General features: G+C 54.5%; 17 protein-coding genes. 8 read left to right on the top strand and 9 right to left on the bottom strand.

Going from position 1 to position 23,812, the window contains the following annotated elements:
- Both DQG13_RS11940 and DQG13_RS11935 read left to right on the top strand, forming a co-directional pair.
- Entirely contained in the window at positions 1-3,432 is a 3,432-nt protein-coding gene (locus DQG13_RS11940) for a CBM96 family carbohydrate-binding protein (RefSeq protein WP_113019994.1), read from the top strand.
- A gap of 21 nt (positions 3,433-3,453) precedes the next feature.
- Positions 3,454-5,331: a heparinase II/III domain-containing protein gene (locus tag DQG13_RS11935; protein ID WP_113019993.1), complete on the top strand. Its 1,878-nt coding sequence runs from the start codon at positions 3,454-3,456 to the stop codon at positions 5,329-5,331.
- Between the two features lie 62 nt (positions 5,332-5,393).
- Here the strand turns inward: DQG13_RS11935 and DQG13_RS11930 are convergent, their stop codons facing one another.
- The gene (locus DQG13_RS11930; RefSeq protein WP_113019992.1) at positions 5,394-6,449 is read right to left on the bottom strand and encodes a LacI family DNA-binding transcriptional regulator; all 1,056 of its coding nucleotides are present in this window, start codon (positions 6,447-6,449) and stop codon (positions 5,394-5,396) included.
- A gap of 121 nt (positions 6,450-6,570) precedes the next feature.
- Here DQG13_RS11930 and DQG13_RS11925 point away from each other — a divergent pair, with 121 nt between their 5' ends.
- Together DQG13_RS11925 and DQG13_RS11920 are read left to right on the top strand one after the other, a co-directional pair.
- On the top strand, positions 6,571-7,941 hold the full coding sequence (locus tag DQG13_RS11925; protein WP_113019991.1) for an FAD-dependent oxidoreductase: 1,371 nt from the start codon (positions 6,571-6,573) through the stop codon (positions 7,939-7,941).
- 93 nt (positions 7,942-8,034) lie between these two features.
- Positions 8,035-8,301 (top strand): hypothetical protein, encoded by a 267-nt coding sequence (locus DQG13_RS11920; RefSeq protein ID WP_113019990.1) that lies wholly within the window; start codon positions 8,035-8,037, stop codon positions 8,299-8,301.
- A gap of 387 nt (positions 8,302-8,688) precedes the next feature.
- On the opposite strand, the gene nagZ is transcribed toward DQG13_RS11920, so the two are convergent.
- The 6 genes from nagZ to DQG13_RS11890 form a co-directional block, all read right to left on the bottom strand.
- The gene (gene nagZ, locus DQG13_RS11915; RefSeq protein WP_113019989.1) at positions 8,689-9,999 is read right to left on the bottom strand and encodes a beta-N-acetylhexosaminidase; all 1,311 of its coding nucleotides are present in this window, start codon (positions 9,997-9,999) and stop codon (positions 8,689-8,691) included.
- A 430-nt stretch (positions 10,000-10,429) separates the two neighbouring features.
- A complete protein-coding gene (locus tag DQG13_RS11910; RefSeq protein ID WP_113019988.1) occupies positions 10,430-10,990 on the bottom strand; it encodes a peroxiredoxin in 561 nt (186 codons plus the stop codon).
- A gap of 123 nt (positions 10,991-11,113) precedes the next feature.
- Positions 11,114-11,359, bottom strand: coding sequence for a glutaredoxin family protein (locus tag DQG13_RS11905; protein ID WP_113019987.1), 246 nt, complete (start codon positions 11,357-11,359; stop codon positions 11,114-11,116).
- Between the two features lie 23 nt (positions 11,360-11,382).
- Complete coding sequence (locus DQG13_RS11900) at positions 11,383-12,306, bottom strand: FAD-dependent oxidoreductase (protein WP_113019986.1); 924 nt, start codon at positions 12,304-12,306, stop codon at positions 11,383-11,385.
- A 155-nt stretch (positions 12,307-12,461) separates the two neighbouring features.
- Positions 12,462-13,241, bottom strand: a complete 780-nt coding sequence (locus DQG13_RS11895; protein ID WP_181592715.1) for a winged helix family transcriptional regulator — start codon at positions 13,239-13,241, stop codon at positions 12,462-12,464.
- Positions 13,220-13,612 (bottom strand): Fur family transcriptional regulator, encoded by a 393-nt coding sequence (locus DQG13_RS11890; RefSeq protein WP_113020079.1) that lies wholly within the window; start codon positions 13,610-13,612, stop codon positions 13,220-13,222. The genes DQG13_RS11895 and DQG13_RS11890 overlap by 22 nt, the downstream gene beginning before the upstream one ends.
- A 531-nt stretch (positions 13,613-14,143) precedes the next feature.
- On the opposite strand from DQG13_RS11890, the gene helD reads away from it, so the two are divergent.
- The 4 genes from helD to DQG13_RS11870 all read left to right on the top strand — a co-directional run bounded on the left by helD (position 14,144) and on the right by DQG13_RS11870 (position 20,939).
- Positions 14,144-16,555 (top strand): RNA polymerase recycling motor HelD, encoded by a 2,412-nt coding sequence (helD, locus tag DQG13_RS11885; RefSeq protein WP_113020078.1) that lies wholly within the window; start codon positions 14,144-14,146, stop codon positions 16,553-16,555.
- Between the two features lie 174 nt (positions 16,556-16,729).
- Entirely contained in the window at positions 16,730-17,200 is a 471-nt protein-coding gene (locus DQG13_RS11880) for a MarR family winged helix-turn-helix transcriptional regulator (RefSeq protein ID WP_181592714.1), read from the top strand.
- A gap of 113 nt (positions 17,201-17,313) precedes the next feature.
- Positions 17,314-19,041: an ABC transporter ATP-binding protein gene (locus tag DQG13_RS11875; RefSeq protein WP_113019983.1), complete on the top strand. Its 1,728-nt coding sequence runs from the start codon at positions 17,314-17,316 to the stop codon at positions 19,039-19,041.
- On the top strand, positions 19,038-20,939 hold the full coding sequence (locus tag DQG13_RS11870; protein ID WP_113019982.1) for an ABC transporter ATP-binding protein: 1,902 nt from the start codon (positions 19,038-19,040) through the stop codon (positions 20,937-20,939). The genes DQG13_RS11875 and DQG13_RS11870 overlap by 4 nt, the downstream gene beginning before the upstream one ends.
- A 372-nt stretch (positions 20,940-21,311) precedes the next feature.
- Here DQG13_RS11870 and DQG13_RS11865 read toward each other — a convergent pair whose 3' ends face one another.
- Together DQG13_RS11865 and DQG13_RS11860 are read right to left on the bottom strand one after the other, a co-directional pair.
- Positions 21,312-22,001, bottom strand: coding sequence for a methyltransferase family protein (locus DQG13_RS11865; protein WP_113019981.1), 690 nt, complete (start codon positions 21,999-22,001; stop codon positions 21,312-21,314).
- A 586-nt stretch (positions 22,002-22,587) separates the two neighbouring features.
- The gene (locus DQG13_RS11860) at positions 22,588-23,715 is read right to left on the bottom strand and encodes a kanamycin nucleotidyltransferase C-terminal domain-containing protein (protein ID WP_113019980.1); all 1,128 of its coding nucleotides are present in this window, start codon (positions 23,713-23,715) and stop codon (positions 22,588-22,590) included.
- Positions 23,716-23,812 lie beyond the last annotated feature (97 nt).

The following is a 23,812-nucleotide window of genomic DNA, read 5'->3' as shown; positions in this document are numbered from 1 at the left end:
ATGATGAAAAAATTAGTAAGCTGTTGTATTGTTTTCTTTTTAGCAGCGGGGATTTTATTTTTTCCGCCTTCCATTCAGACCGTGAAGGCGGCGGATGATTTTGACGCCATCAGGATGAAGCACTTCAACTATCTCACCGGAGGTTCACCCTATGATCCCAATGATCCGAATACCGCCAGCAAGATTGCGGCTCTGACACAGACGGCACAGGAACGTTGGAATACGATGGAAAAGTCTCCCACAAGAACGTATCTATGGGATTATATGCCTGATAATCAATATTCCTATTATATTAATGAATCCTATAAATCGCTGGAATTTATGGCAACCGCATACAATACAGTAGGCTCAAGCCTGTACCATAATGCCAGCTTGAAAACGGATATTGTCAATGCCCTTGAGTGGATGAACCAAAACAGGTACAGTACAACCGCGCCAAAAGCTCCAAGTCCCAACTGGTGGGATTACCAAATCGGCGGTGCGATAAAATTAATGAACTGTACCATTTTAATGTATGATCATCTCACTGCCGCACAGGTGAACAAATATGTAGATGCGGTTCTGCGTTATACGCCCAGCATCGGCGGGTATTCAGGTGTTTTTACGGGGGCCAACCGGCTCTCCTTCGCCGAAGAGTTTGTGAAAGCAGGTGCGGTCAGCAAACGGGCCGCGTTGGTGACAGCAGGAAGGGATGCCATGGACCCGCTTTATTTGGAGGTTACAAGCGGAGAAGGAGTCTATCCGGACGGGTCTTTCATCCAGCATGAGCATCATGCGTATAACGGGGGATACGGATCGGGTTATGCGTATGGACTGCTTAAAATAGTCGACAGCTTAGTCGGAACCGGATACCAGGTGGTCAATCCGAATGTCAGCAATATTTATAATTGGATATATACTGTCTATGAGCCGGTGATGTATGAAGGCGGTTTCATGTCGATGGTGCGCGGCAGATTCATCTCCTATTCTCCCCAAAATGATTTTTCCTATGGCATGGATGGAGTGAGGGCGGTGGTATTCGCCTCGCAAAGTGCGCCGGATTCCGGCGACAGGCTATATTTCAAACGTTTGCTCAAAAGATGGATCACCAATAATACCTTTCAGCCCATTCTCCCGAATATGCCTCTGTATGAAATGCAGATTGCAAAGCAGATTATGAATGATCCTGCGATTCCGGCAGCAGCCCCTTTTGTGGCCCACAAAAGGTATCCGAACATGGACCGTGTGGTGCATGGACGTCCGGATTATACATTTGGGCTAAGCATGTTTTCAAGCCGGATATACAACTATGAATCGTTTAGCAAGGAGAATCTTCACGGGTGGTTTACCAATTACGGCGCAACCTATCTCTATAACGGCGACCAAGGGCAATATAACGGCAATTACTGGGCTACCATTGATCCGTACCGGATTCCGGGAACCACCGTGGACAAGTCCGCAAGACCGGATATTGATCCCGGTGATACCACAGGCAAAAAGGGTTATAAGTCAGGCATACTGGGAGGAAGAAGCTGGGTTGGAGGGGCGGATATTGCCGGGCTTTATGGGGTAACCGGCATGCAGCTCCATGATGTGCCGAAAACACTGGATGCCAAAAAGTCATATTTCATGTTTGATGATGAGATTGTTTTGTTGGGAGCAGGCATAAACAGCACCGATAATTCGCCCATTGAGACCATTGTGGAGAATCGGGCGTTGAATAGCTCCGGCGCCAATGGGTTTACCGTAAACGGCAGCCTGAAAATCCCTTCTCTCGGACAAAGCGCAACACTTACAGGCACCAATTGGGCGCACTTGGCCGGAAATACGGCAAAATCCGATATCGGCTATTATTTCCCGGGGGGCTCTACGGTACAGGTAAAACGTGAAACCCGGACGGGAACATGGTTTGACATTAATAAAAACGGAGTTATTGATGACGCCCGCACGGCAACCCAGACCAGGAATTACTTGACCATGTGGTTCAATCACGGCAATAATCCGGTGGATCAAGGCTATTCCTACGTGCTGCTGCCGAATAAAACAACCTCTCAGGTGGCTGCTTATGCGGCCAATCCGAATATAAAAATTATCGAAAATTCACCGGATGCACAGGCGGTGCAGGAGACAACCTTGGGGCTGACGGCGGTTAACTTCTGGAATGACAGCACCAAAACGGCAGGCGATATTACCAGCACGAGAAAAGCCTCCGTGATCACTAAAGAGACGGATGCCGATTATGAGCTCGCTGTGTCTGATCCCACCCAGGTAGGCGGCTCGCCCATTGTGCTGGAAATAAACAGAAAAGGCGCCGATGTGATATCCAAGGATTCCAATGTAACGGTTTTGCAATTGGAGCCTACCATCAAGCTGAGCATCAATGCAGTTAATATGAAGGGGGCTACGTTCCGTGCAAAATTTAAGCTGAGCGCGAAGACCTTTACCTCCAATAAGGATGCTTATGTGAACGATGGGGCAAATGCCGCCACAAATTATGGTGCGGATACTAATCTTATGGTAAAAAAGGATATCGCCGCTGATACCGGCTTTAACCGTAAGGCGTACGTGCATTTTGATTTTAGCGGATTTGACTATTCGGAGCCGGAGGCAAAATTAAAGCTGTATGTAAGCAATATAGGCACGGACTCCACCAGAATAATAAAGCTGTACGGAGTTTCCAATGAAGCCTGGTCAGAGACGGGAATAAACTGGAATAATGCTCCGGCAGGAGCAACCTATATTACAAGCCAGAGCATCAGCAATACGGACAAGGGAAAATGGATTTCGTTTGATGTGTCTTCTTATGTGAAAAGTAATTTGACCGATAAAAACGTATCCTTTCTGCTTGTGAACGAAGGTACAGCCTCCACCCAAAACACGGTACTGTTTGCCTCGCGGGAACGGGCAGGCTTTGAACCCAAGCTGGAAATCCAAGGCGGGAAGAGCTTTCTTCCGGGCGCAGACGCCAATATAACCGATGGGACATACGCCAATACAAACTATGGCACAATCGATAATTTGCCGGTTAAAAAGGATACGTCCAGCAATAGCGGATATAACCGGAAGTCGTATGTGAAATTCGATTTCAGCGCCTATGGATTTTCGACAAGTTCAAAAGCGGAATTAAGGCTGTATGTGTCCAGTATAGGGACTGATGCTGCAAGGACCATCAAGCTTTACGGCGTGTCGGATACAACCTGGTCCGAGACAGGGATAACCTGGAACAATGCCCCCGCGGGAACGGCCTATATTACCGGCAAAAGCATAAATGCCACGGACAATGGAAAGTGGATCTCGTATGATGTAACCAATTATATAAGAAGTCATCTGAATGACAAGAAGGTTTCCTTTCTGCTTGTAAATGAAGGCACAGGCTCCTCCCAAAGCTCCATAAGCTTTGCTTCAAGAGAAAAAACAGGCTTTGAACCGAAGCTGGTCATTCAATATCCTTGATAGATTTGTGGAGGATTAATTATGAATTTACAGAAAATCAAAGCGGCCTTGTTGTATGGCGACGAGGTGAATCAAGGCAGACCCGTGTTGTTTGCGGAGGGGCGCAATTCGGAAAAGTGGAAGGAAATTCAAGGGGAAAATCCATTTTATAAGGAGGAATGGCATCTCATACTGGAAGCGGGAAGGCGTTATCTGGAACAGCCCATCCGATCCCTCCGTTTTTCAGATTATAAAATATACGATCTTACCGGTTCCAGAAAGGAATATGAACGTGAATACTTCGAGCATAGGGGAAGGCTGAAAACCTTTGCTGTTTTATCGGCAGCCTGCGGAGAAGACCCATACATCCATGCGCTGGAGGATGCCATTTGGGCCATTTGTGATGAATATACCTGGTGCCTGCCTGCGCATTTGGGCGGGGAGAGCCTGACGGTCTATGAAAAGACGGGCCCCTATGCCGGCGGCAAGAAAAACATTGGAAGGATTCGGGAGCATCAACGGCAGGTAGACCTTTTTGCTTCCGAAACCGGATTTGCGCTGATGGAAATATGCTCGATGCTGGAGGAGCGTTTGGCCCCTATTGTGGTACACCGGGTACATGAGCTGGTGAAGGAGAGGATTCTCCAGCCCTACTGTGAGCTCAACTCCATGTTCTGGTGGGAGACGGCGACGAACAATTGGGCGGCAGTGTGCGCAGGATCAGTAGGCGCAGCGGCGCTTTATTTGATTAAGGACAATGATGCGCTGGCCCCGGTTTTGCTGCGGCTGCTGGGCACAATGGAAACCTTCCTCAGCGGCTATGCGGAGGATGGGGCCTGTACCGAAGGACTGGGCTACTGGAAGTACGGCTTTGGTTTATATACCTATTTTGCAGAACTGCTGAGACAAAGGACTGCAGGGCAAATTGATCTCATGCAGGGAGAAAAGATTCGGCAGATTGCGCTTTTCCAGCAAAAATGCTATCTGAGCGATAATAATGTGGTCAGCTTTTCGGACGCCAATCTGACCTTCAAGTTCCAGCCCGGGTTGACTTGGTATTTGAAGAACTGCTTTGGGGAGGTGGAGATTCCGGATCTACAATACAGGGCCCGGTTTATGGATAACAATTGCCACAACTGGGCGGAAGCCATCCGCAATCTGATCTGGAGCAGTCCGGGGATGGGAGGCGGAGGTTTGGCAGGCGGAACCTATTACCTGAAGGATGCGCAGTGGCTGGTTTCCAGGCTTCGCACAGGGATGAATGCCGTTTCCCTGGCGGCCAAGGGCGGACACAATGATGAGCCGCATAATCATAACGATGTGGGAAATTTCATTCTGGATGTCAATGGGGAATTGCTGCTGACCGATACAGGGGCGGGTGAATATACGAAGCAGTATTTCGGGCCGGAGCGGTATACGATCTTGTGCAACAGCTCCCGGGGGCATTCCGTTCCTGTCATTAACGGAGGTTATCAAGCGGAGGGCCGGGAGCAGTCCGCCCGTGTGCTGGAGCAGTCCGGTACCGGGAGCACAGATGTATTTGTACTGGAGATTTCCAGGGCATATAACGATAACAGCCTGGTATCCCTGCTAAGGTCCTTCGTATTTGAAAAAACGGCAGCGCCCAAGCTGACGGTGAAGGATAGCTATACATTTAAACATGCGCCTTCGTCTGTGACAGAACGCTTCGTCACCTTCCGGGAGCCCAAGCCGCTATCCCCCGGCAGAGTGGAGATTCAAGGCGAGAGGGGCCGCATTTTCGTTGTCTACGACCCGAATGTACTGGAATTTTCCGTTGAAAAGGATATTTTTGTGGGTCCAAGAACAACACTGGCGGAGCTTTACCTGCTGGATTTGAAGGTGAAAAATCCGCAGTGTGAGTTTACGGCAGAAATTATTTTTGAAGTAGAGACAGTATAGAGAAATTGCACATCCGCACATCGGATTGTTCCAAGAGTGGGGAGCGCTGGAGCGGTGCTTGCTTACTCCCGGGGCGCTTCACGCAGGCTGTCCCCCCGGACCAGCCGCCCCTGGAGCCGCAGATGCTCCAACGGCTCACCCGGATTGGCGATGCGCCAGATCATCCGGTCGGCGGCCCGGGCTCCGGTTTCCCGCACAGGCAAATAGAAGTAGCAGAGGCCCGGCGCAGGCGGCTCCGCCGATACATCCAGGCTGACCAGGGAACAGTCTGCAGGAATCGACAGGCCCGACTGGCTGCATAAATAGTAGATCCATGGCAGATATCCCTCCACGGTGTTGAGCAAGGCAGTGGGTTTTTCCGCAGTCATCAGCCGGATAAATTCCTCCCGCCAGGCAATCCTGTCAGCCTCCTGGGGCGCCGTCAGGTGCCGGGCCGGGTCCGCTTCCAGCCCATGTTCGGCCATGGCTTCGGCAAAGGCTGACCAGCGGAGCCGGTAGCCCCGGGAGGAGCGGGTGTCGCCGATATACAGAATCCGCCGGTGGCCATGCTCCGCCAGGAGCTGGACCGCTTGCCTGACCGACTCGTACACATCCCAGACGACACTGTCCGCCATGGCCCCGGTGGGCGGGAAGTTCAGCAAAATCCGGGGAAGCGGCAGGTCAAGCAGACGTTTTTCCAGCTCCGGCGGAGTCATGGGAGGAATGAAAATCCCGTCGGCAAAAGCAAGTCCGCAGCCGTCCGACCACTCCCGCCAGGCGGCGTCGCTCTGAGAGGCGGCGGCAGGAGCAAACAGCGGCGCCACAGAGGAATGAGTGCCGTGAAAGCGCTGGTTCAGCCCCTTCAGCAGCTCCAGGTGGACGTGTGAAGGGGAAGCGTTATGCTCTTGCAGCACCATATAGAACCGCCTTGGCTGGAGACTCTGCAGGGAGGTATGCTCAAAAAGGGCGCTTTCCTTCTGCTCCCGGGTCAGGTAGCCTTTGGCCTCGGCCAGCCGGAGAATGTCCCGGCGGGTTTCCAGCGACATGCCCGGCAAGCCGCGCAGCGCCTTGGAAACAGTCAGACGGCTTACCCCCAGCTCGCGGGCCAGGTCTTCCATGGTTGTTTTTTTGCGGGGCATGATGGACCCTCCTATATGTAAACCAAATGATAACTAAACGGAAGCTACTCTTTATTATACACTGAAGACAAACAGAGGTGTACCCGGTTCGCCTCAATCAACTATGCAGGGGGTAAGGATGATGAGCGAAGGTTATCGGTTGCCGGCCAGGGAGCTGCCGGTTGTGGCAGAAACGGATGTACTGGTGGCGGGAGGCGGTCCTGCCGGAGTGGCGGCGGCATTGGCGGCAGCGCGGAATGGCGCGCGGGTGCTGCTTCTGGAGCAGCGGGGATTTCTTGGAGGAATGGGGACGCTGGCGCTGGTTCCGGCATTTTGCCCGTATACGGATAAGGAGAAGCCCGTCATCCGCGGGATTGGTCTTGAGCTGCTGGAGAAGATGAAAGCGGCCAGTCCGGCTGCCTTCCAAGAGCGCTATGGCCAGCTGCTGGACTGGGTGCCCATTGATGCCGAGGTGCTGAAGCTGGTTTACGACGATGCCGTAACAGAGGCGGGGGTGCAGGTGCTGTTCCATACCTTTGTGGCGGATGTGCTGATGGCAGAGGACGGCACCCGGCTGGAGGGAGTCATTCTGGCCAATAAGGCAGGGCTTTCCGTGGTCAAAAGCAAATATTTCATCGATGCCACAGGGGACGGCGATCTTGCCGCCCGGGCGGGCGCCCCTTTCCAGAAGGGTGGGGAAGAGGGCGAACTTCAGCCCGGCACCATGTGTTATGTGCTGGCCCGTGCGGACTATAAGCGGTTTCTGCAATATCTGGAGGAGAGCGGAGACGGTGGGCAAATTCCTCTGGCAGTGGAAAAAGCCCAGCAAAACGGCGATCTTCCCGAGGGCCGCAAGAAGGTGTCCGGCTTTGCCTGGCTGGCGGATGATCTGGTCAGCGTAAACTTCGGGCATGTGTTCGGTGTGGACGGGACCAAACCGGAGGATTTGACCCGCGGCGCCATGGAAGGGCGGAAGCTGGTGCAGGTGCAGGTGGATTTCCTGCGCAAGTATGTGCCTGGTTTTGAACATGTCCACGTAGTGGCTACCGGCGAGCAGCTGGGCATCCGGGAAACCCGCCGGATCGAGGGGGATTATGTGCTTCTGACAGAGGACTTTATGCAGCTGCGCAGCTTCCCCGACGATATTGCCCGCAACTCCTATTTCATCGACGTTCACTTGGCCAACAGCAAGGGACAAACCCGGATTCACCGCTTGAACCCCGGAGAATCCCATGGAGTGCCTTACCGCTGCCTGCTGCCCAAGGGGCTGGAGAATCTGTGGGTGCCGGGCCGGGCCGCCTCCTCGGACCGGGCAGTCCAGGGTTCGCTGCGGGTAATGCCCAACTGCTTCGCAATGGGCCAGGCGTCGGGAACCGCCGCTGCGATGGCGGTGCAGGCAGGAGGCATCACCTCCCGCCAGGTGGAGGTGCCTTCACTCCAGCGCACCTTGATTGCCCAAGGCGCTTGGCTGGGAGAGGAGCTGGCGGCACAAGCCGCTTCCGTCAAGGAATAGACATGATTATGCAAAGGGATTGCTCCTCCGCTGTCGAACAATTCTGATAAACGGTTTTGTGAACCGGATTATCTCGCGGAGGATGTGATTCCCATGAAAAACGAGGTCAGAAGCATTCTGCTAACTGCACTGGAGAAGCGGGAGCCGAATACGGATTATATTCAGGGGGAATACACCCTGAGCCACAATCCGGGCAATTTGGAGCTGTATGTAGGCGGAGTGCTGGTCGCCAGATATACATTTGCCGATAAGGTGCTGTTTACGGCGGACTGGAGCTTCAAGAAGGAAAACCGGTATTTGGGTTATCTGCTGGAGCAAAACGGCTTTGAGGTGCATGCGGACCCGCTTTTGCTGCAATAAACCCGTAATCATCTGATCCAAAAGCAAACCGCCGGGACCATGGCTCCGGCGGTTTTTTTGTTGAAGCCCGCAGCTCAGGGACGAGGCTCCTTGCAAAAGGCCCGTTCGGGATCGGCAGCGGCGGCTTCCCAGGGCGTGTGTGCAAACACGCCCTAACGAATATCAGCGGCGTTATTTTGCCAATTAGCCTCCTGTCTCCGGTTTAACGAATCTGTGGAAGCTTATTTGGCAAAAGCAAGCTGAAATTAGCCCAGTGAGCAGGAGATAACGTGGCTCATATTCGTTGCATTTTCAAACCTGCTGTTTTGGGGGAAATAAGCCTTCTGATATTCGTTAGGGTTTGGCTAGCAGGGATCGCGCAGCGGTCGCGCCGCCGCGGCGGCGGCTTTAGTGCACGGCCAGCGCCTGCTTCACAGCGGCCTGCAGCGCCCCGATGTCCGGGGACGCCGCAACAGGCGTGTCCGCCAGCTTCCGCGAGGCCTTCAGCGCCAATATCCGCGCCACGCTTTCATCGATCCGCGCCCAGGTCAACCGGCCGTCGGCCAGCGCCTCCTTTAGGCCCTGCGCCGCTTCCTGCACCTGGCTGTAGCCGTGGGCTACCAGAACCAGGTCGCAGCCCGCCTGCACCGCCCGCACGGCGGCCTCCTTCAGGGAGTAGTGCTTGACGATGGCCCCCATGGTCATATCGTCGGTGATGACCACCCCGTCGTAGCCGATTTTCTCCCGGAGCAGCCCTGTGATGATGGCCGGCGAAAGGGTGGCCGGATAGTCCGGGTCCAGGCGGGGCAGCAAAATGTGCGCCGCCATCACCGCATCCGCCCCGGCCTCTGCGGCGGCCCGGAAGGGCACCAGCTCCAGCTTTTCCAGCTCCGCCAGGGTTTTGTTGACCACCGGCAGCTCCAGATGGGAATCCGTGGCCGTGTCGCCATGCCCGGGAAAATGCTTCACCACCGACACCACACCGCTGTCCTGCAGGCCCTGCATAGCCGCCAGGCCGTACAGCTTCACCGTCTTGGCGTCAGAGCCGAAGGAGCGGCTGCCGATGACCGGATTGGCCGGATTGCTGTCAATATCCAGCACCGGGGCATAGTTCATGTTGAAGCCAAAGGCCAGGAGCTCCTGGCCCACCGCCTTGCCCAAGGCTTTGGCCCGCTCCGGCGTACCGCCGGCGGCAAGGTCGCGGCTGGCCGGGAGGGCGATGTCCACAGGCAGCCGGCTGACCTTGCCTCCCTCCTGGTCCACACTAAGCCAAAGGGGAATCCCGGACGGCCGGTTAAATTTCTTCAATTGATTAAGCAGGGCCACCGTTTGCCCGGTGTTAACCATATTGGGCTTGTATAGGATGAAGCCGCCCACATGGGTTTCCTCCACCAGCCGCCTGGCTTCGTCACCGGCTTCCGTCCCGTCAAGTCCGGCTACCAGCAGCTGCCCCAGCTTTTCATCCGGGGTCATGCTCTTCAGCTTGTCAGGAAGAGCTGCGTCGCCTGTAACCGTGGGAGAAGGAGCGGGAGGGGGAACCGGTGCGCTTGGGGACGGAATGGGAGTAACCGCCGTCGCCGAAGGGGCTGCTGCCATGGAAGGCGGCGCGGCAGGGGAGGGAGCGGCCTGTTCCTTGCCGCAGCCTGCGGCCGTCACCGCCAATGCAAGGCAGATGCCCAAGCCAGCCATGACGGCTGATAATTGCTTACGATTGGTCAATTTATTGTACCTCCTCCGAATCGTCTGTGCTGGGCTGGAACTCTGATGTCTGGAAGCTGGAATCTAGAAGCTGGAACCAGCTGCTATCCGGACCGACGTTCCGTTATTTCTCACAAATAAGCTCTTATGCAAATTTCACGGACAATGGATACGTTATTTGCCTGTTTGACCGCCTAAACCGGCTGTTTTCCGCCACATAACGGATCGTCAGTCCGCGTAAAAGTCAAAACACTAATTTTTCGAGGAATAACGGAACCTGTGTCCGCATACCAACCTCTGTCTTTTTACCCAACCCGCTGCTTCCATACACATACAATACCCACTATCCCCCGGCAGGCCGTGCGGGATACCCGTTCACATGCAAAAACACCCGCCTTAGTTCCTCTGGCGGGTGTGAAAGGAGCGGCATCAGCCGCTGCTGGCAGTTCAATTATCCCAGTGTTTTGTCGCCGGGCTTCCAGTTGGCCGGGCACAGTCCGCCGGCTTGCAGCGCTTGGAGCACACGGAGGGTTTCATCTACGCTGCGGCCCACGTTCAGGTCGGTGACCACTTGGTAGCGCAGAATACCTTCCGGGTCGATGATGAACAGGCCGCGGTTGGCGGCGCCCAGCTCCTCATCCAGCACGCCGTAAGCGCGGGCGGTTACCTTGGTGAAGTCCGCAGCCAGCGGATACTTGATGTCGCCGATGCCCTTGGCGTCCCGGGGGGTATTGATCCAGGCGCGGTGGGTGTGGACGCTGTCGGTGGAAATGCCCACAATTTCGCAATCCAGATCCAGGAACTGCTCGTATGCGTCGCTCAGGGAAATGATTTCGGTGGGGCAAACAAAGGTGAAGTCGAAGGGCCAGAAAAAGACAACCAGCCACTTGCCTTTATAGTCTTCCAGGGCCACGCGCTCTTCCAGCGTCTCCAGGTTTTTGGTGGACAGCAGGTTAAAGGACGGAGCGGGCTTGCCCACTTTTACAACGGCGGTTTCAACAACTTGACTCATAGTTTATTTCCTCCTCGAATTTTGGGTTTGTGGTTGCAGGGGTATGTTTGTGCATATGGGGTCTCCCCCAAAAGCGCCGGGACTTCCCTTCAGAGCCTCCCGTCACTTTGGGGAACTCGTTTTTTAGGCCAAAGCGGCGATAGCTTTTTTGATCCGGGTGGGGTTCAGGCCCAGAATGGTGGTTTCGCCGATAACGGTAACAGGCACGGAGTTCATTCCCAGATCCTGCAGTTCTTTGGCATACGCTTCGCTGGTATCGATGTTGCGCTCTTCAAATTCCACATTTTGCTCGGTCAGATAGGCCTTCAGCTGCTTGCAGAAGGTGCAGTGGGTACTGGAGTAAACAACGGCTTTTACGGGAGTGGACATGGTCAAAATCTCTCCTTATATGGTTATTTGTATTGGGGAATCAGATTGGCGCGGCGGTGGATGAATTTATCCACGGCCATGGCGGCGATGGCGCCGTCGGCGGCGGCCACTACAGCTTGCTTCACGGGAGAACGGCGGACCTCGCCGGCTCCGAAGACACCGGGGACAGAGGATTGCATGAAGGCGTCCAGCTCCATGAAGCCCGCTTCATCCAGAGGCACCTGGCCTTCCAGGAAGTCGGTGCCCGGCTTGCTGCCGGACAGGAAGACGAATACGCCGTCCACCTCAAGCAGTTGCTCCTCGCCGGAGGCGGTTTTGAGCTTCACGCCGGTAACCTTGCTCTCGCCGACAATTTCCAAAGGGCGGGTCTTCGGCAGATAAACGGTGTTCTCCAGCTCCGGGAAACCGTCCACGCCCTGGAGATCAGGCCGCGGCACGATAAAATGGATTTTGGAGGCGAATTTGGTCAGAGCCGCCGCTTCCTCCAGCGCTTCCTCGGAGTCGCCGATCACCGCCACCTCCTTGCCCTGATAGAAGGCTCCGTCGCAGGTGGCGCAGGTGCTGACGCCCCGTCCCAGCAGCTTCTCCTCGCCGGGAAGCATCCGGTTGCGGCCTTTGGAGCCGGTGGCGACAATCACCGCTTTGGACTCATACATGCCTTCGGGGGTAAAGACCATCTTGGTCTCGCCCTCCAGATCCACCGCGGTGATCGAGGTGGTTTCGAAGGCAGCGCCGAAGCTCTTGGCTTGCTCCCTTATCGTATCCAAAAGTTCTTTGCCGCTGATCTCTCCGGCAACGCCGGGGTAGTTGGCGATTTTGTGCGTCAGCGCCAGGGCTCCGGCCCCGGGGGCTTTATCCAGCACCAGGGTGGAGAGATTGGCGCGGGCAGTATAGATGGCTGCTGTCGCTCCGGCAGGGCCGCCGCCGATGATAATCACGTCATACATGCGATTCAAGCCTCCTTGTAAGATGCATTTCATAATATTTATTTCTAATTAATAATTAGACTAAATATAAGTTATGAATACATTTTAACAAGCCTATAGGGAATCTGCATGAAGGTTTGATGAAGAAAAGGTGAACAAATTATGACGTCCTTTCACTATTCTTCCTCTACTGCACGGTAGCCGATGCCGCGGACTGTTCCTACATATGAGGACTTTTTGGGATCGTCGCCCAGCTTCTGGCGCAGAGAGCGGACGTGAACATCCACAATATTGCTCCCGCCAAAGTAGCCCTCGCCCCATACCCGGTCCAGAAGCTCCTGCCGGGACAGCACTTTGCCTCCACCCTCCAGAATGACCCGCAGCAAATCGAACTCCGTCCTGGTCAGCTCTACCCGGTGTGTGCCGCACTGCACCATATACCGGTTCAAATCCAGCACCAAATCCTTCAATTGAAGAATGCCTTCCTGTTGAAAAGGGGCTGCCGCCTTCCCGGCTCTTGGCGCTTGCGCCATTTGGGTTTTGATTGCAGACAAGGCATTGCCCAAGGAGGAAGGCCAAGCCAGCGAAGCGGCGGAAACCAGCCGGAGGGAGGCTCCGGATACAGGCGGAACCAACTGCAGAAGTCTGGTGCCGTACATTTCCAGATTGGCGATTCCCTCAAGGGCGGGGGCATGATCCTCCCGGGTGAAATCCAGAATCAGCAGATCCGGCTTAAGCTGGAAGAGCAAGGAATAATCCGCGTGGTGGAAGACCATTACATCGTAACAGGCTGCCGCCAGCTCCCGCACCAGCTCATGAAGCGTTCCCGGCACCGGACTGACAATGACGATCCGGTTGGTTACGGTACAATAAGCCTCCTCAGGGTCCACACCCGGCGGGAGAAAACGTCTGATTTCCTCTTTTTCCTCCGCCGTCAGCTTGTTCGTGCCCTGCATGAAGCACACACTCCTTTCAGCAATATCTGGTCCTGATCCAGGAGATATCCGGTTTCCCGGGCTACCTCCTCGGCCCATTCCCCGGGAATGGGAGCAAACACCTCGTCCACCCGTCCGCAAACGGTGCATTGGATGTGGTGATGGTGCTCTGTCCGGGCATCGTAGCGGCAGGCGTCGCCTACCCGCAGCTCCTGGATCTGGCCGGTTTCGGTCAAATATTTCAGTGAATTGTATACCGTTCCGTAAGCAAATTGGCGGCCTCTCTCCCGCAAACGGTCCATAATCTCCGCCGCGGTGGGATGGTCCGATGAGGCGCATATAACATCCAGAATGGCTTTCCGTTGGGGTGTTAAAAGACCTTTGGGCTTCACGGCACAGACCCCCTGGCATTATTAATTAGAATAAGTCTAATTATAAAACCTATATAAGGAATCTGCAACTTTCCGGCTCAAAGGAGAGGAGGTGCGACAACGGAGGCTTAGCCACTATCCTTTATTATCCTATATTTACCTGGTGCCTTCAAATAAACGGGAGTGACAAAGCGCATACCTACGCATAAGCTTCATAGCCCCCCGGTTATGTGATGCCGATGATCGCCTCGTGACAAACGGTATAGCCGCGCATCCGCTCCGGCTGGCCGGACCGGGGGATTGCACATCGAAAAACCCGACGGAAGCCCGCCGGGTTCAATAGCAAAAATTATAGTTGCACATCTCTATGCACAGTGCTATAATCAAAAACGATCTGTCATCATTTTGGTTTTTCGCATAGTAAGACCAATTTTAATTTCCTTTTACAATTTTATTGTAGCAAGGAGTTTGGCATTTGTCAAGGGGATTTATCAAGAGGTTTGTCAAGGGGGTTGCTTCTCTATTTTTTGAAGGGAGCGTGCTGGGAAAATGATGAAGCGGTCGGATTGGAAACAGGAGCAGGCGTATTTGGAGCAGGTGAAGGAGAAGCTGGAGGAGAATATTCGCGAACTGGAGCCTGATGTAGATCGGCTGGGAAGTCAGACGGCGGAAATCCGCAAGCACTTTTGGGAAGAAGTGACCGTCAATACAGCTTCACAAGAGGACTTCGAGGAGACATTCCACAGCATCAGGCAGCAGGAAGCGCTGCTCTCCGAGCGGGAACGCAGCTACCGGCTCCGGCTGCGGCAATGGAAAAATATGAACCGGCTTCTGGCCTCCCCCTATTTCGGCAGAATCGATTTCCGCGAGGACGGCGAAAGCTTCGACGAGAAGATTTACATTGGCGTTGCTTCCTTTGCGGATGAGGATGGGATGTCGTTTCTGGTTTATGACTGGCGCACCCCCATTGCCGGGATGTATTACGATTATTCCACCGGCAAAGCCGCATTCCATGCGCCCGGCGGGGAAATCACAGGGACCATCCAACTGAAGCGGCAATACCAGATTGCCAACGGCCAACTGAAGAATGTATTCGACACCAGCCTGACCATCGGGGATGAGCTCTTGCAGCAGGTTCTGGGCAAGGGAGCCGATTCCCAAATGAGGAGCATTGTAGCCACCATCCAGAAGGAGCAAAATGCCATCATCCGCGACGATACCAGCCGGATGGTTCTTGTGGATGGCGTAGCGGGCAGCGGCAAAACCTCTGCCGCCCTGCAGCGGGTAGCCTACCTGCTCTACAAAAACCGGGAGCGGCTGAAGGCTGACCAGATCGTGCTGTTTTCCCCCAACCCTGTCTTCAACAGCTATGTATCGGCGGTGCTCCCCGAGCTGGGCGAGGAGAATATGCAGCAGGCCACCTTCCAGGAATATCTGGAGCACGCTCTTGGGAAGGAGTGGGCGCTGGAGGACCCTTTTGACCAAATGGAGGTTGTCTTGACCGGTTCCGGAACGGAAGGCTACGAGGCCCGGGTGGAAGGAATGGCCTACAAAGCCTCCGCGGCATTCTTGCGTGCATTGCAGAGCTACGGGCTGTGGCTGAACCGGGAGGGAATGCAATTTAACAGCATCCGGTTCCGCGGGCGCGAGCTGATCACGGAGGATGAGCTGCGGAGCCAATTCTACAGCTATGATCCGGCAATCCGCCTGACCAACCGGGTGACGCTGCTGCAGGAATGGCTGCTGCGCCAATTGACCTTGCTGGAACGGCAGGAGCGGGATGAGGTGTGGGTCGGCGAGGAGCTGAATTATCTGGACAAGGAGCAGTATGCCGCGGCATTCGGAAGGCTGCACCGGGCCGGGGGGGTATTTGATTTTGCGGAAGCATATGAGGCCGTTCACGAGAAGCAGCAGAATATCACCTGGGGCGAAGAGGATGATTTCGACTTTGCCGAACGGGAGGAGGATATACTGAGGCAGGCGGTGGTGAAGGAGCATTTCAGGACCCTGCGAAAAAGCGTCAGACGGCTCTCGTTCATCAATATCCGCGGAGTGTATGCCCAGTTGTTCAGCGGGAGAGAGGCCTTCCGGAGCATGACCGGCGAAACCGCATTGCCTGCGCTGTGGGCGGAAATCTGTGCTCAGACCCAGGCCCGGCTTGACGGCGGGCGGCTGTTTTATGAGGATGCCACACCGTATCTGTATGTGAAGGAGCTGGTGGAGGGGGTCCGGACCAATACGGAAGTCCGGCATGTTTTTGTGGATGAGGGCCAGGACTATTCGGTTTTCCAATATGAGTTTCTTGCCAAGCTGTTCCCGAGAGCCCGCATGACGGTGCTGGGCGACTCCAGCCAAGCCATCTTTACCCAAGCGTCGGAGCTGCGCGGCGGCGGCTCTCCCCTGGTGAAGCTGTTCGGCGAAGCCGACACCAGGCAATTCCGTCTGGCCAAGAGCTACCGGTCCACCCGGGAAATTGCCGAATTCACCAAGTCGCTTTTGCCCGGAGGCAAGGAGATCGAAACCTTCCATAGAAGCGGGAAAAAGCCGACGCTTGCTCAAGTGGAGAGCAAGGAGCAATTGGCCGCAAGGCTTCGCGGGGATTTGGCCATGCTTCAAGCGGAGGGGTATTCCTCGGTGGCGGTTATTGCCCAGACGGCGGCCGAAAGCGAAGAGGCTTACCGGCTTCTGAGGGAGCAGGGCAACGAGGATGTGAAGCTGGTGACGAAGACTTCTGCGGAATTCGCGAAGGGTCTCCTGGTCATTCCCGCTTATTTGGCCAAGGGAGTGGAATTCGATGCCGTCATCATCTATGACGCATCCCGGAGAGTATATGGGGAGGAGAGCCGGCGCAAGCTGTTTTATACGGCCTGCACCCGGGCTATGCACCGCCTGATGCTTTATTCTGTGGGGGAGTGGACGCCTTTCCTCCTCGAGACGGAGGTTTCCCTTTTTGAAAAAGGATAATATAATTTTAAGAATTTGTTCCGGTTTCTTTTGGCTTGAAAATCGTGTAATATAGTTAGGTGCCTAATTGTTTGACGGCTAACCTTTTTTTGCGGGCTTGTTTGGGCGAATGAGGCTTATGCCTGCTATGGTCAGCTTGGCTAGAGGTGAAATTCCGGGAGGTGGGATGGAATCTTGTTTCATATAGAGACAAATTCCTTGTATCAGCTGTTCAATCAAGTGATCCGGCTTCATTTTCAACTGGTCCATGCCACTCTGGAGCCCCTTGGGCTGTATCCGGGGCAGCCGCCGGTCTTGTTTGTTCTGGCCCACAAAAGCGGGCTTAAGCAGCGGGAGCTTGCCGATCATCTGCATATCCAGCCGGCGACGCTGACGGTTATGCTGAAGCGGATGGAGGCCAGCGGTTATGTCAGCCGCAGTCCTGATCCGCAGGACCAGCGAGTGTCCCGGGTTTATCTGACAGACAAGGGCAAGGAGCTTTGTCTTCAGGTCAGGAAAGCTTTTGCCAATATGGAGCAGAAGTATTTCGGTGCATTGACCCCCGAGGACAAGGAGAAAATGAAGGAGGGATTGACTCTTGTGCGCGACCGGCTTCTGCAGCATGACGAAGATAAGGTTGGCGGCAAGCCCGTTGAATGCGAGTAAGCAGTTTGTTTTATGCTAAATAGACGCCCGGCACCCTCGGAAAAAGGGATGCGGACTACTTTTGCTCCGGGTACGGGCGACGCGATTTCAGGATAATTGGAGATGATGAGACTGTGCTGAAGCTCTTTCGTTATTTGAAGCCTTACAGCTGGCTGCTTGTAGCCGCTGTGGCGCTTCTGTTCCTCCAGTCCCTGTCCGATTTGTATCTGCCGACGCTGATGTCGGACATTGTGGACAAGGGCATTGTGCAAAAAGATACCGGCTATATCTGGTCCACCGGCGGCTGGATGCTCCTGATCGCCTTGGGCGGCACCATCTGCTCCGTGATTGCCATGTACCTCTCCTCGCGCATCGCCATCGGCTTTGGCCGCGATCTGCGGGGCAAGGTTTTCCATCACGTGGGCAATTTTACTCTGCGGGAGTTCGACGCCGTTGGCACCGCCTCCCTGATTACCCGGACCACCAACGACGTGCAGCAGATGCAGCAGGTGCTGATCATGATGCTGCGGATGATGATTTCCGCTCCGATTATGGGCATCGGCGGTCTGATTATGGCCTACAACCGGGACCACATTCTGACGTGGATTCTGGCGATTTCGCTGCCGGTGATGGGCCTGACCATCTGGTTTATCGCCTCCAAGGGCATGCCGTATTTCAAGGTTATGCAAAAGCGCATCGACAAGCTGAACCTGGTGCTGCGGGAATTCCTTGTGGGCATCCGCGTTGTCCGCGCCTTCAACCGCGATGAGCATGAGAAGGAGCGCTTCACCGGCGCCAACTGGGAGCTGACGGACACCGGCATCCGGGTCAACAAGCTGATGGCGTTTTTTATGCCTGCCATGATGCTGATTATGAACTTTACGGTTATTGCGGTTACCTGGTTCGCCGCCAAGCGCATCGATATCGGCGAAATGCAGGTAGGCGATATGATGGCCTTCGTCCAATATGTGTTCCAGATCATGTTCTCCTTCCTGATGGCTTCCTTCATGTTCGTCATGGTGCCGCGGGCGCAAGCATCCGCCATCCGTATTAATGAAGTGCTGGCGATGGAGCCGGAATTCGACGATCCCGCCTCCCCCAAATCCGCCAAGGGCCAAAAGGGCTATGTGGAATTCAAGGATGTTTCCTTCCGGTATCCGGGGGCCGAGCAGCCGGTGTTGTCCGGCATCACCTTCAAAGCGGAGCCTGGCGAGGTGACGGCCATTATCGGGGGCACCGGTTCGGGCAAATCCACTCTTATTCAGCTGATCCCCCGTTTCTATGATGTGGAAAACGGGAATGTGCTGGTGGACGGCGTGGATGTCCGGGAGATGACCCAGGAGGCGCTGCGGCAGAAGATCGGCTTTGTCCCTCAGAAGGCGGTGCTGTTCACCGGTACGGCTGCGGATAATATCCGCTTCGGCAAGGAGGACGCTACCGACGAAGAGGTGCGCAATGCAGCCGCTACCGCCCAGGCTCTGGATTTCATCCAGGAGATGGAGCAGGGCTTCGACTCCATGATTTCCCAAGGAGGCAGCAACCTGTCCGGCGGACAGAAGCAGCGTCTCTCCATCGCCCGGGCTTTGGTCCGCAAGCCGGAAATCTATATCTTCGACGACAGCTTCTCGGCCTTGGATTACAAGACGGACGCCCGTCTGCGGGCCGCCCTGCGCCATGAGACCGGGGATGCCACTGTACTGATTGTGGCCCAACGGGTCAGCACTGTGGTGGATGCGGACCGGATTATTGTGCTGGAGGACGGACGTGTCGCCGGTATGGGCAAGCACAAGGAGCTGCTGTCCACCTGCGGCGTCTACCGTGAAATTGTGGCGTCCCAGCTTTCCGAGGAGGAGATCGCATGAGTGAGAATCAATCGAACCGTCCCAAACGCGGCCATGGCGGCGGCGGTCCCGGAGGAGGGGGGCCCGGCGGCTTCGGACGCCCGGTAGAGAAGGCCAAGGACGCCAAAGGCACCTTCAAGCGTCTGGTTCAATATATGTCCCCGTACCGGGGCAAGCTGCTGGCAATTTTCCTGGTGGCCATCCTGTCTACGGTGTTCTCCATTGTCAGCCCGAAGATTATGGGGAAAGCTACAACCAAGCTGTTTGAAGGCGTAATGGCCAAGTTTGTGGCCAAGGTGCCGGGAGCAGCCATTGATTTCGATTATATCGCCCAGATTTGTTTGATTCTGATCGGGCTGTATATTTTAAGCGCCTTTTTCACATACATTACCCAATTCATTATGGCGGACGTGGCCCAAAAGGCCATGTATGATCTGCGCCAGAAGGTGAAGGATAAGCTGACCCGCCTTCCGCTCCGTTATTATGATGGACGGAAGCATGGGGAAATCTTAAGCCGCGTCACCAACGATATCGACACCATCAGCACCACCCTGCAGCAAAGTCTGACCCAGCTGATTACCTCTGTGGTCACGATTATCGGAATTCTGGTCATGATGCTCACCATCAGCCCGATAATGACGTTGATTGCTCTGGTGACTCTCCCGGCCAGCGCTGTTATTACTCAAGTGATTGCCAAACGCTCGCAGAGCCATTTTATTGCCCAGGCCCGGTCCTTGGGGGAATTGAACGGCCATATCGAGGAGATGTATACGGGGCATAATATCGTCAAGGCCTTCGGCCGCGAGGAGTCCTCAGCCAAGAAATTCGAGGAGATTAATGAAAGACTGTACGAAGCCGGCTATAAGGCTAACTTTGTTTCGGGTGTTATTATGCCGGTGCTGAACTTCGTCAATAACGTAGGGTATGTGCTGATCTGTGTAGTGGGCGGTCTGTTCGTCGCCCGCGAACGGATGAACATCGGTGATGTGCAGGCTTTTATCTCCTATATGCGCCAGTTCACTCAGCCTATTGTGCAAACGGCCAATATCGCCAACGTGCTGCAGGCCACCATCGCTTCTGCGGAGCGGGTCTTCGAGATTCTGGACGAGACGGAAGAGGAGCCGGATGCGGCAACGGCCATTGCCGCTGCGGATTCCGTGCAGGGCACCGTCCGCTTCGAGCATGTGAACTTCGGCTACAAGGCGGATGCGCCGCTGATCGAGGATATGAATATTGAGGTGAAGCCGGGGCAGACGGTAGCCATTGTCGGTCCTACCGGAGCAGGCAAAACTACGCTGGTCAACCTGCTGATGCGCTTCTACGAGGTGGGGGACGGCAGCATTACCATCGACGGCCGCAATATCCGCGACTGGAAGCGGGGCAGCCTGCGCAGCCTGTTCGGCATGGTGCTCCAGGATACCTGGCTGTTTAACGGCACCATTCGCGATAATATCGCCTACGGACGGAAGGGCGCTTCGGAGGAGGAGATTGTCGCGGCGGCCAAGGCAGCGCACGCGGACCGCTTCATCCGGACGCTGCCCGACGGGTACAACACCATCTTGAACGAGGATGCGTCCAATATTTCGCAAGGGCAGCGGCAGCTGTTGACCATTGCCCGGGCTATTCTGGCCGATCCGGCCATCCTGATTCTGGATGAGGCCACCAGCAGCGTGGATACGCGCACCGAGGTGTACATCCAGAAGGCCATGACCCGGCTGATGCAAGGCCGGACCAGCTTCGTTATTGCCCACCGGCTGTCCACCATCCGGGATGCGGATCTGATCCTGGTGATGAACCACGGCAAGGTCATCGAGAAGGGCACCCACCAGGAGCTTCTGGCCGCGGGAGGCTTCTACGCCGACCTGTACAACAGCCAGTTCACCACCGCCGGTGTTGGCGGCGAGGTGGAAGTGGGGTAAGCAAGCAAGCTGCGCCAACGGGGGAGCAGCGGGAGAAGCAGCGGGAACGCGGATGCGGCGCCCGCTGCTTTTTTGCGCGCCGGGCGGCGGCGCTAACTGCTGAGCCGAGTCCGGCTAGCTCAGGCTGGGGGTGTGCGCCAGAGTTTCGCTAACGGAACTCAGAGCACCTTGTGCGGTGGACGCTGTGCCGAGTTTGGACCTGCTCAGTCTGTCGCTCCGTACGGGGTTACGCTAACGGAACTCAGAGCACCTTAATAGACAAATTTGCCGGTTTTGATTTTGCAACGGAACTGAGGAGCCGCTAATGGGGGAAAGAGGCCGTCTATGCTTGTTTATGCCTCGTTTTCGGCCATTAACGGCGTCTGAGTTCCGTTATTTTTTGGAAACCTGCAATTTCCCGGCGTAAGAGTCGCTCATTTCCGTTAAGCCATACAACCGATTTCGCTGCTTGCCGTTGGTAACCCGAACCAGCTCCAATTCGGCCAAATGCTGCAGCAACCGTCTGGCATACCGCACCGTGACGCGCAGATGGGAGGCGAGCTCCGTTGCGGGAAAGGGACGCATCACCCGTCTGGCGTAACGCAGAGTTTCCGCCTCAAGAGCCGCCAGTTGATCAGGCGAATCCGGCGACATAAACCTGCCGATAAACGCCAACACCAGCTGCCGGCAACGTTCGGGCTCCTCCTGAATGGACGGATAGGCTATCGGCAAAAACGTCCAGCCACCCAGAGCCAGCAGGCAATGCCGCCAGCATAAATCCTTGAACCGGCGGACATCCAAATCCCGGGCATGGGGCCCGTAGCCCTGAATTTCGATGCCTCCCTTTAGCCCTCCCGGCATGTAGGCCAAATCCACGTACCGGTACCCGTTGTGAAAATCCCTGACCTCCCATTCCGGATAGAGGTAATCAAAGTTTCTTACCGTGGGAAACCAGATCGTCCGCAGAAACTCCACCGTTCCATGCCCCAAACCTTTCTCCAGTATTTCACGCCTGCGGTGATTTTTTTCAGCCGCAATCTGACTCTGCAGCCATGCCTCATACTTTTGCGCAAAACCCGACATTTCCTCACTCCTCCTATAATGTAAATAAAGCAAAAACACCGCCAGATCCCATAGAAAGGATCATAGCGGTGTGTGCTTCACAACCAGTAATGCCAATATTATAACCCGCGGCGGCTATGGCGGCAACGAGAAGTTGTAAGCGAGTTGTCCGGGCTGTCTGGAGAAGCGGCGATGGGAGCTTGCCAACGAATGATGGGCGGTCGGCGGCGGAAGTCTGAAGCTGCTTGAACGGGAGTTGGGAGAGGAGAGAGGAGGGGGGGCTGTAACGGAATTCAGCGACGCTTAAAGGGCAAATTTGTTTATGTTGGCGGACGGAACTCAGCGACTCTTACCAGGGGGAAACGGGGGGAGGAAGGGGGAGAAAGCATAAATTTGAGTAAATAAGGGTATTTGAGTTCCGTTGCAGGCGAGAAGGTGGCAATATTGCTCCATAAGGGGCGCTGAGTTCCGTAAAAAGAGCAACTGCAACACCCCAGCCACGAAAGACGAGCGGTCAGCGGCGGAACCTGGAAGCTGAATATAGCGGCAGGAAAACGGCGGTTTGGCAAATCCATAATCCCTTGTTGAACTATCATCCCCGTTAATTTTATGAACTTTCCGCCTTATTCCTAAGAAACGCTTCGAATTGTTCAATATCTTGGAACCGATTGATTTCGACTCCTTTGGAACGTAAATGGCTTTCCAAACAAGAACTCAAATGGTGTATACCTGCTTCCAGTTGCGATAAATCATGGGAATTGAGAAGGGGAATAAGCTCCGGGAGCCCCGCTTTTATGTAAAATTGCTGATATGCTGAGTAAGCCATTAAGTGGCATGGCCACTGCCCGGTTTCGGCAAAAAATAAAAAGCCGGCGATTTCATTCTGCACATGGACCGCATAGTAAAAAGCCGTATCAAAATCTTTCATTTCGCAAGCCGTAATGATTTTGTCCAAAACCCCCTTTGCCTCTTCGTAATGGCCTTTCATTCTATCCCGATAAGATGGAGAGCCAGTGTGCTTTTCCATTTGTGCCAATACTAATTCAAGAGTATCTGCTGTCAGCTGCTCACAAGCCTGCAAAATACCTCCCGCCGTAACACCATGCATAATCGTGTTCATATAGGACTCCAAGCCAGCCGGTTTTAACGGTAATCGCAATATTTCCTCCTTGTTTTTACCAAACCCTTTGGTGAAGTACGATTGATTTAACAGCGCAAGACTTTGCAGCACCTTTGTCAGAACCTTTTGCGCTTCTGAGCGGTAAAAGCTAATATTATCCCCATCGCCTGCTCGGCTCATCTTATACAAACTCGCATAAACATCATGAAGTTCAGCCTCTGACAGATCAACCAGTTTTTGTTTATTTTCAGGCTGCTGTAAGGTGGCGCTTATGTTACGCAGCTTCATGAAGCGTTCGCGGTCCTCATCTGAACGAATATAAAGTAATTTGCAATCGGCGATAATCGTAGTTAGCGGTTCTTTAAATGAAGCCATTCTTTCCGCGCGCTCCCAACCGATAGGCCAAAAGTCAAAGCTTATGCCGTCAATAATAAACTGGATGCCGGCACGATAACCGTTAGAAGTGGCAGGAATAAAAAAGAAGTCCAAATCAGAACGCTTAGTAGCCGTTCCTTGAGCATACGACCCGTAATAAGCGATAATTGCAATGTCTTCCGGATAATTGGCCTTGATATGATTCACAAGCGTATGGGCAACATCAAACACGTTCAACATTACTCAAACCCTCCTTATGAACTTGCTCAGTTAATAACTCAACTTTCGCACCTGAAAAAATAGCTTAAACCCTTGAGTACGTAAGAATAACTCAGTA

Origin of the sequence: Paenibacillus sp. YN15, from assembly GCF_003285005.1 — a bacterium.
Taxonomy (GTDB): Bacteria; Bacillota; Bacilli; order Paenibacillales; family NBRC-103111; genus Paenibacillus_AR.
The sequence above is the reverse complement of the archived record's forward strand: the minus strand, read 5'-3'. Positions and strand labels throughout refer to the sequence as shown.

What these genes read in the sequence shown, in the direction of transcription:
- DQG13_RS11940 (WP_113019994.1), top strand. Translation starts at nt 1, where the DNA reads ATGATGAAAAAATTAGTAAGCTGTTGTATTGTTTTCTTTTTAGCAGCG.
- DQG13_RS11935 (WP_113019993.1), top strand. Translation starts at nt 3,454, where the DNA reads ATGAATTTACAGAAAATCAAAGCGGCCTTGTTGTATGGCGACGAGGTG.
- DQG13_RS11930 (WP_113019992.1), bottom strand. Translation starts at nt 6,449, where the DNA reads ATGCCCCGCAAAAAAACAACCATGGAAGACCTGGCCCGCGAGCTGGGG.
- DQG13_RS11925 (WP_113019991.1), top strand. Translation starts at nt 6,571, where the DNA reads ATGAGCGAAGGTTATCGGTTGCCGGCCAGGGAGCTGCCGGTTGTGGCA.
- DQG13_RS11920 (WP_113019990.1), top strand. Translation starts at nt 8,035, where the DNA reads ATGAAAAACGAGGTCAGAAGCATTCTGCTAACTGCACTGGAGAAGCGG.
- DQG13_RS11910 (WP_113019988.1), bottom strand. Translation starts at nt 10,990, where the DNA reads ATGAGTCAAGTTGTTGAAACCGCCGTTGTAAAAGTGGGCAAGCCCGCT.
- DQG13_RS11905 (WP_113019987.1), bottom strand. Translation starts at nt 11,359, where the DNA reads ATGTCCACTCCCGTAAAAGCCGTTGTTTACTCCAGTACCCACTGCACC.
- DQG13_RS11900 (WP_113019986.1), bottom strand. Translation starts at nt 12,306, where the DNA reads ATGTATGACGTGATTATCATCGGCGGCGGCCCTGCCGGAGCGACAGCA.
- DQG13_RS11895 (WP_181592715.1), bottom strand. Translation starts at nt 13,241, where the DNA reads ATGCAGGGCACGAACAAGCTGACGGCGGAGGAAAAAGAGGAAATCAGA.
- helD (WP_113020078.1), top strand. Translation starts at nt 14,144, where the DNA reads ATGAAGCGGTCGGATTGGAAACAGGAGCAGGCGTATTTGGAGCAGGTG.
- DQG13_RS11870 (WP_113019982.1), top strand. Translation starts at nt 19,038, where the DNA reads ATGAGTGAGAATCAATCGAACCGTCCCAAACGCGGCCATGGCGGCGGC.
- DQG13_RS11865 (WP_113019981.1), bottom strand. Translation starts at nt 22,001, where the DNA reads ATGTCGGGTTTTGCGCAAAAGTATGAGGCATGGCTGCAGAGTCAGATT.
- DQG13_RS11860 (WP_113019980.1), bottom strand. Translation starts at nt 23,715, where the DNA reads ATGTTGAACGTGTTTGATGTTGCCCATACGCTTGTGAATCATATCAAG.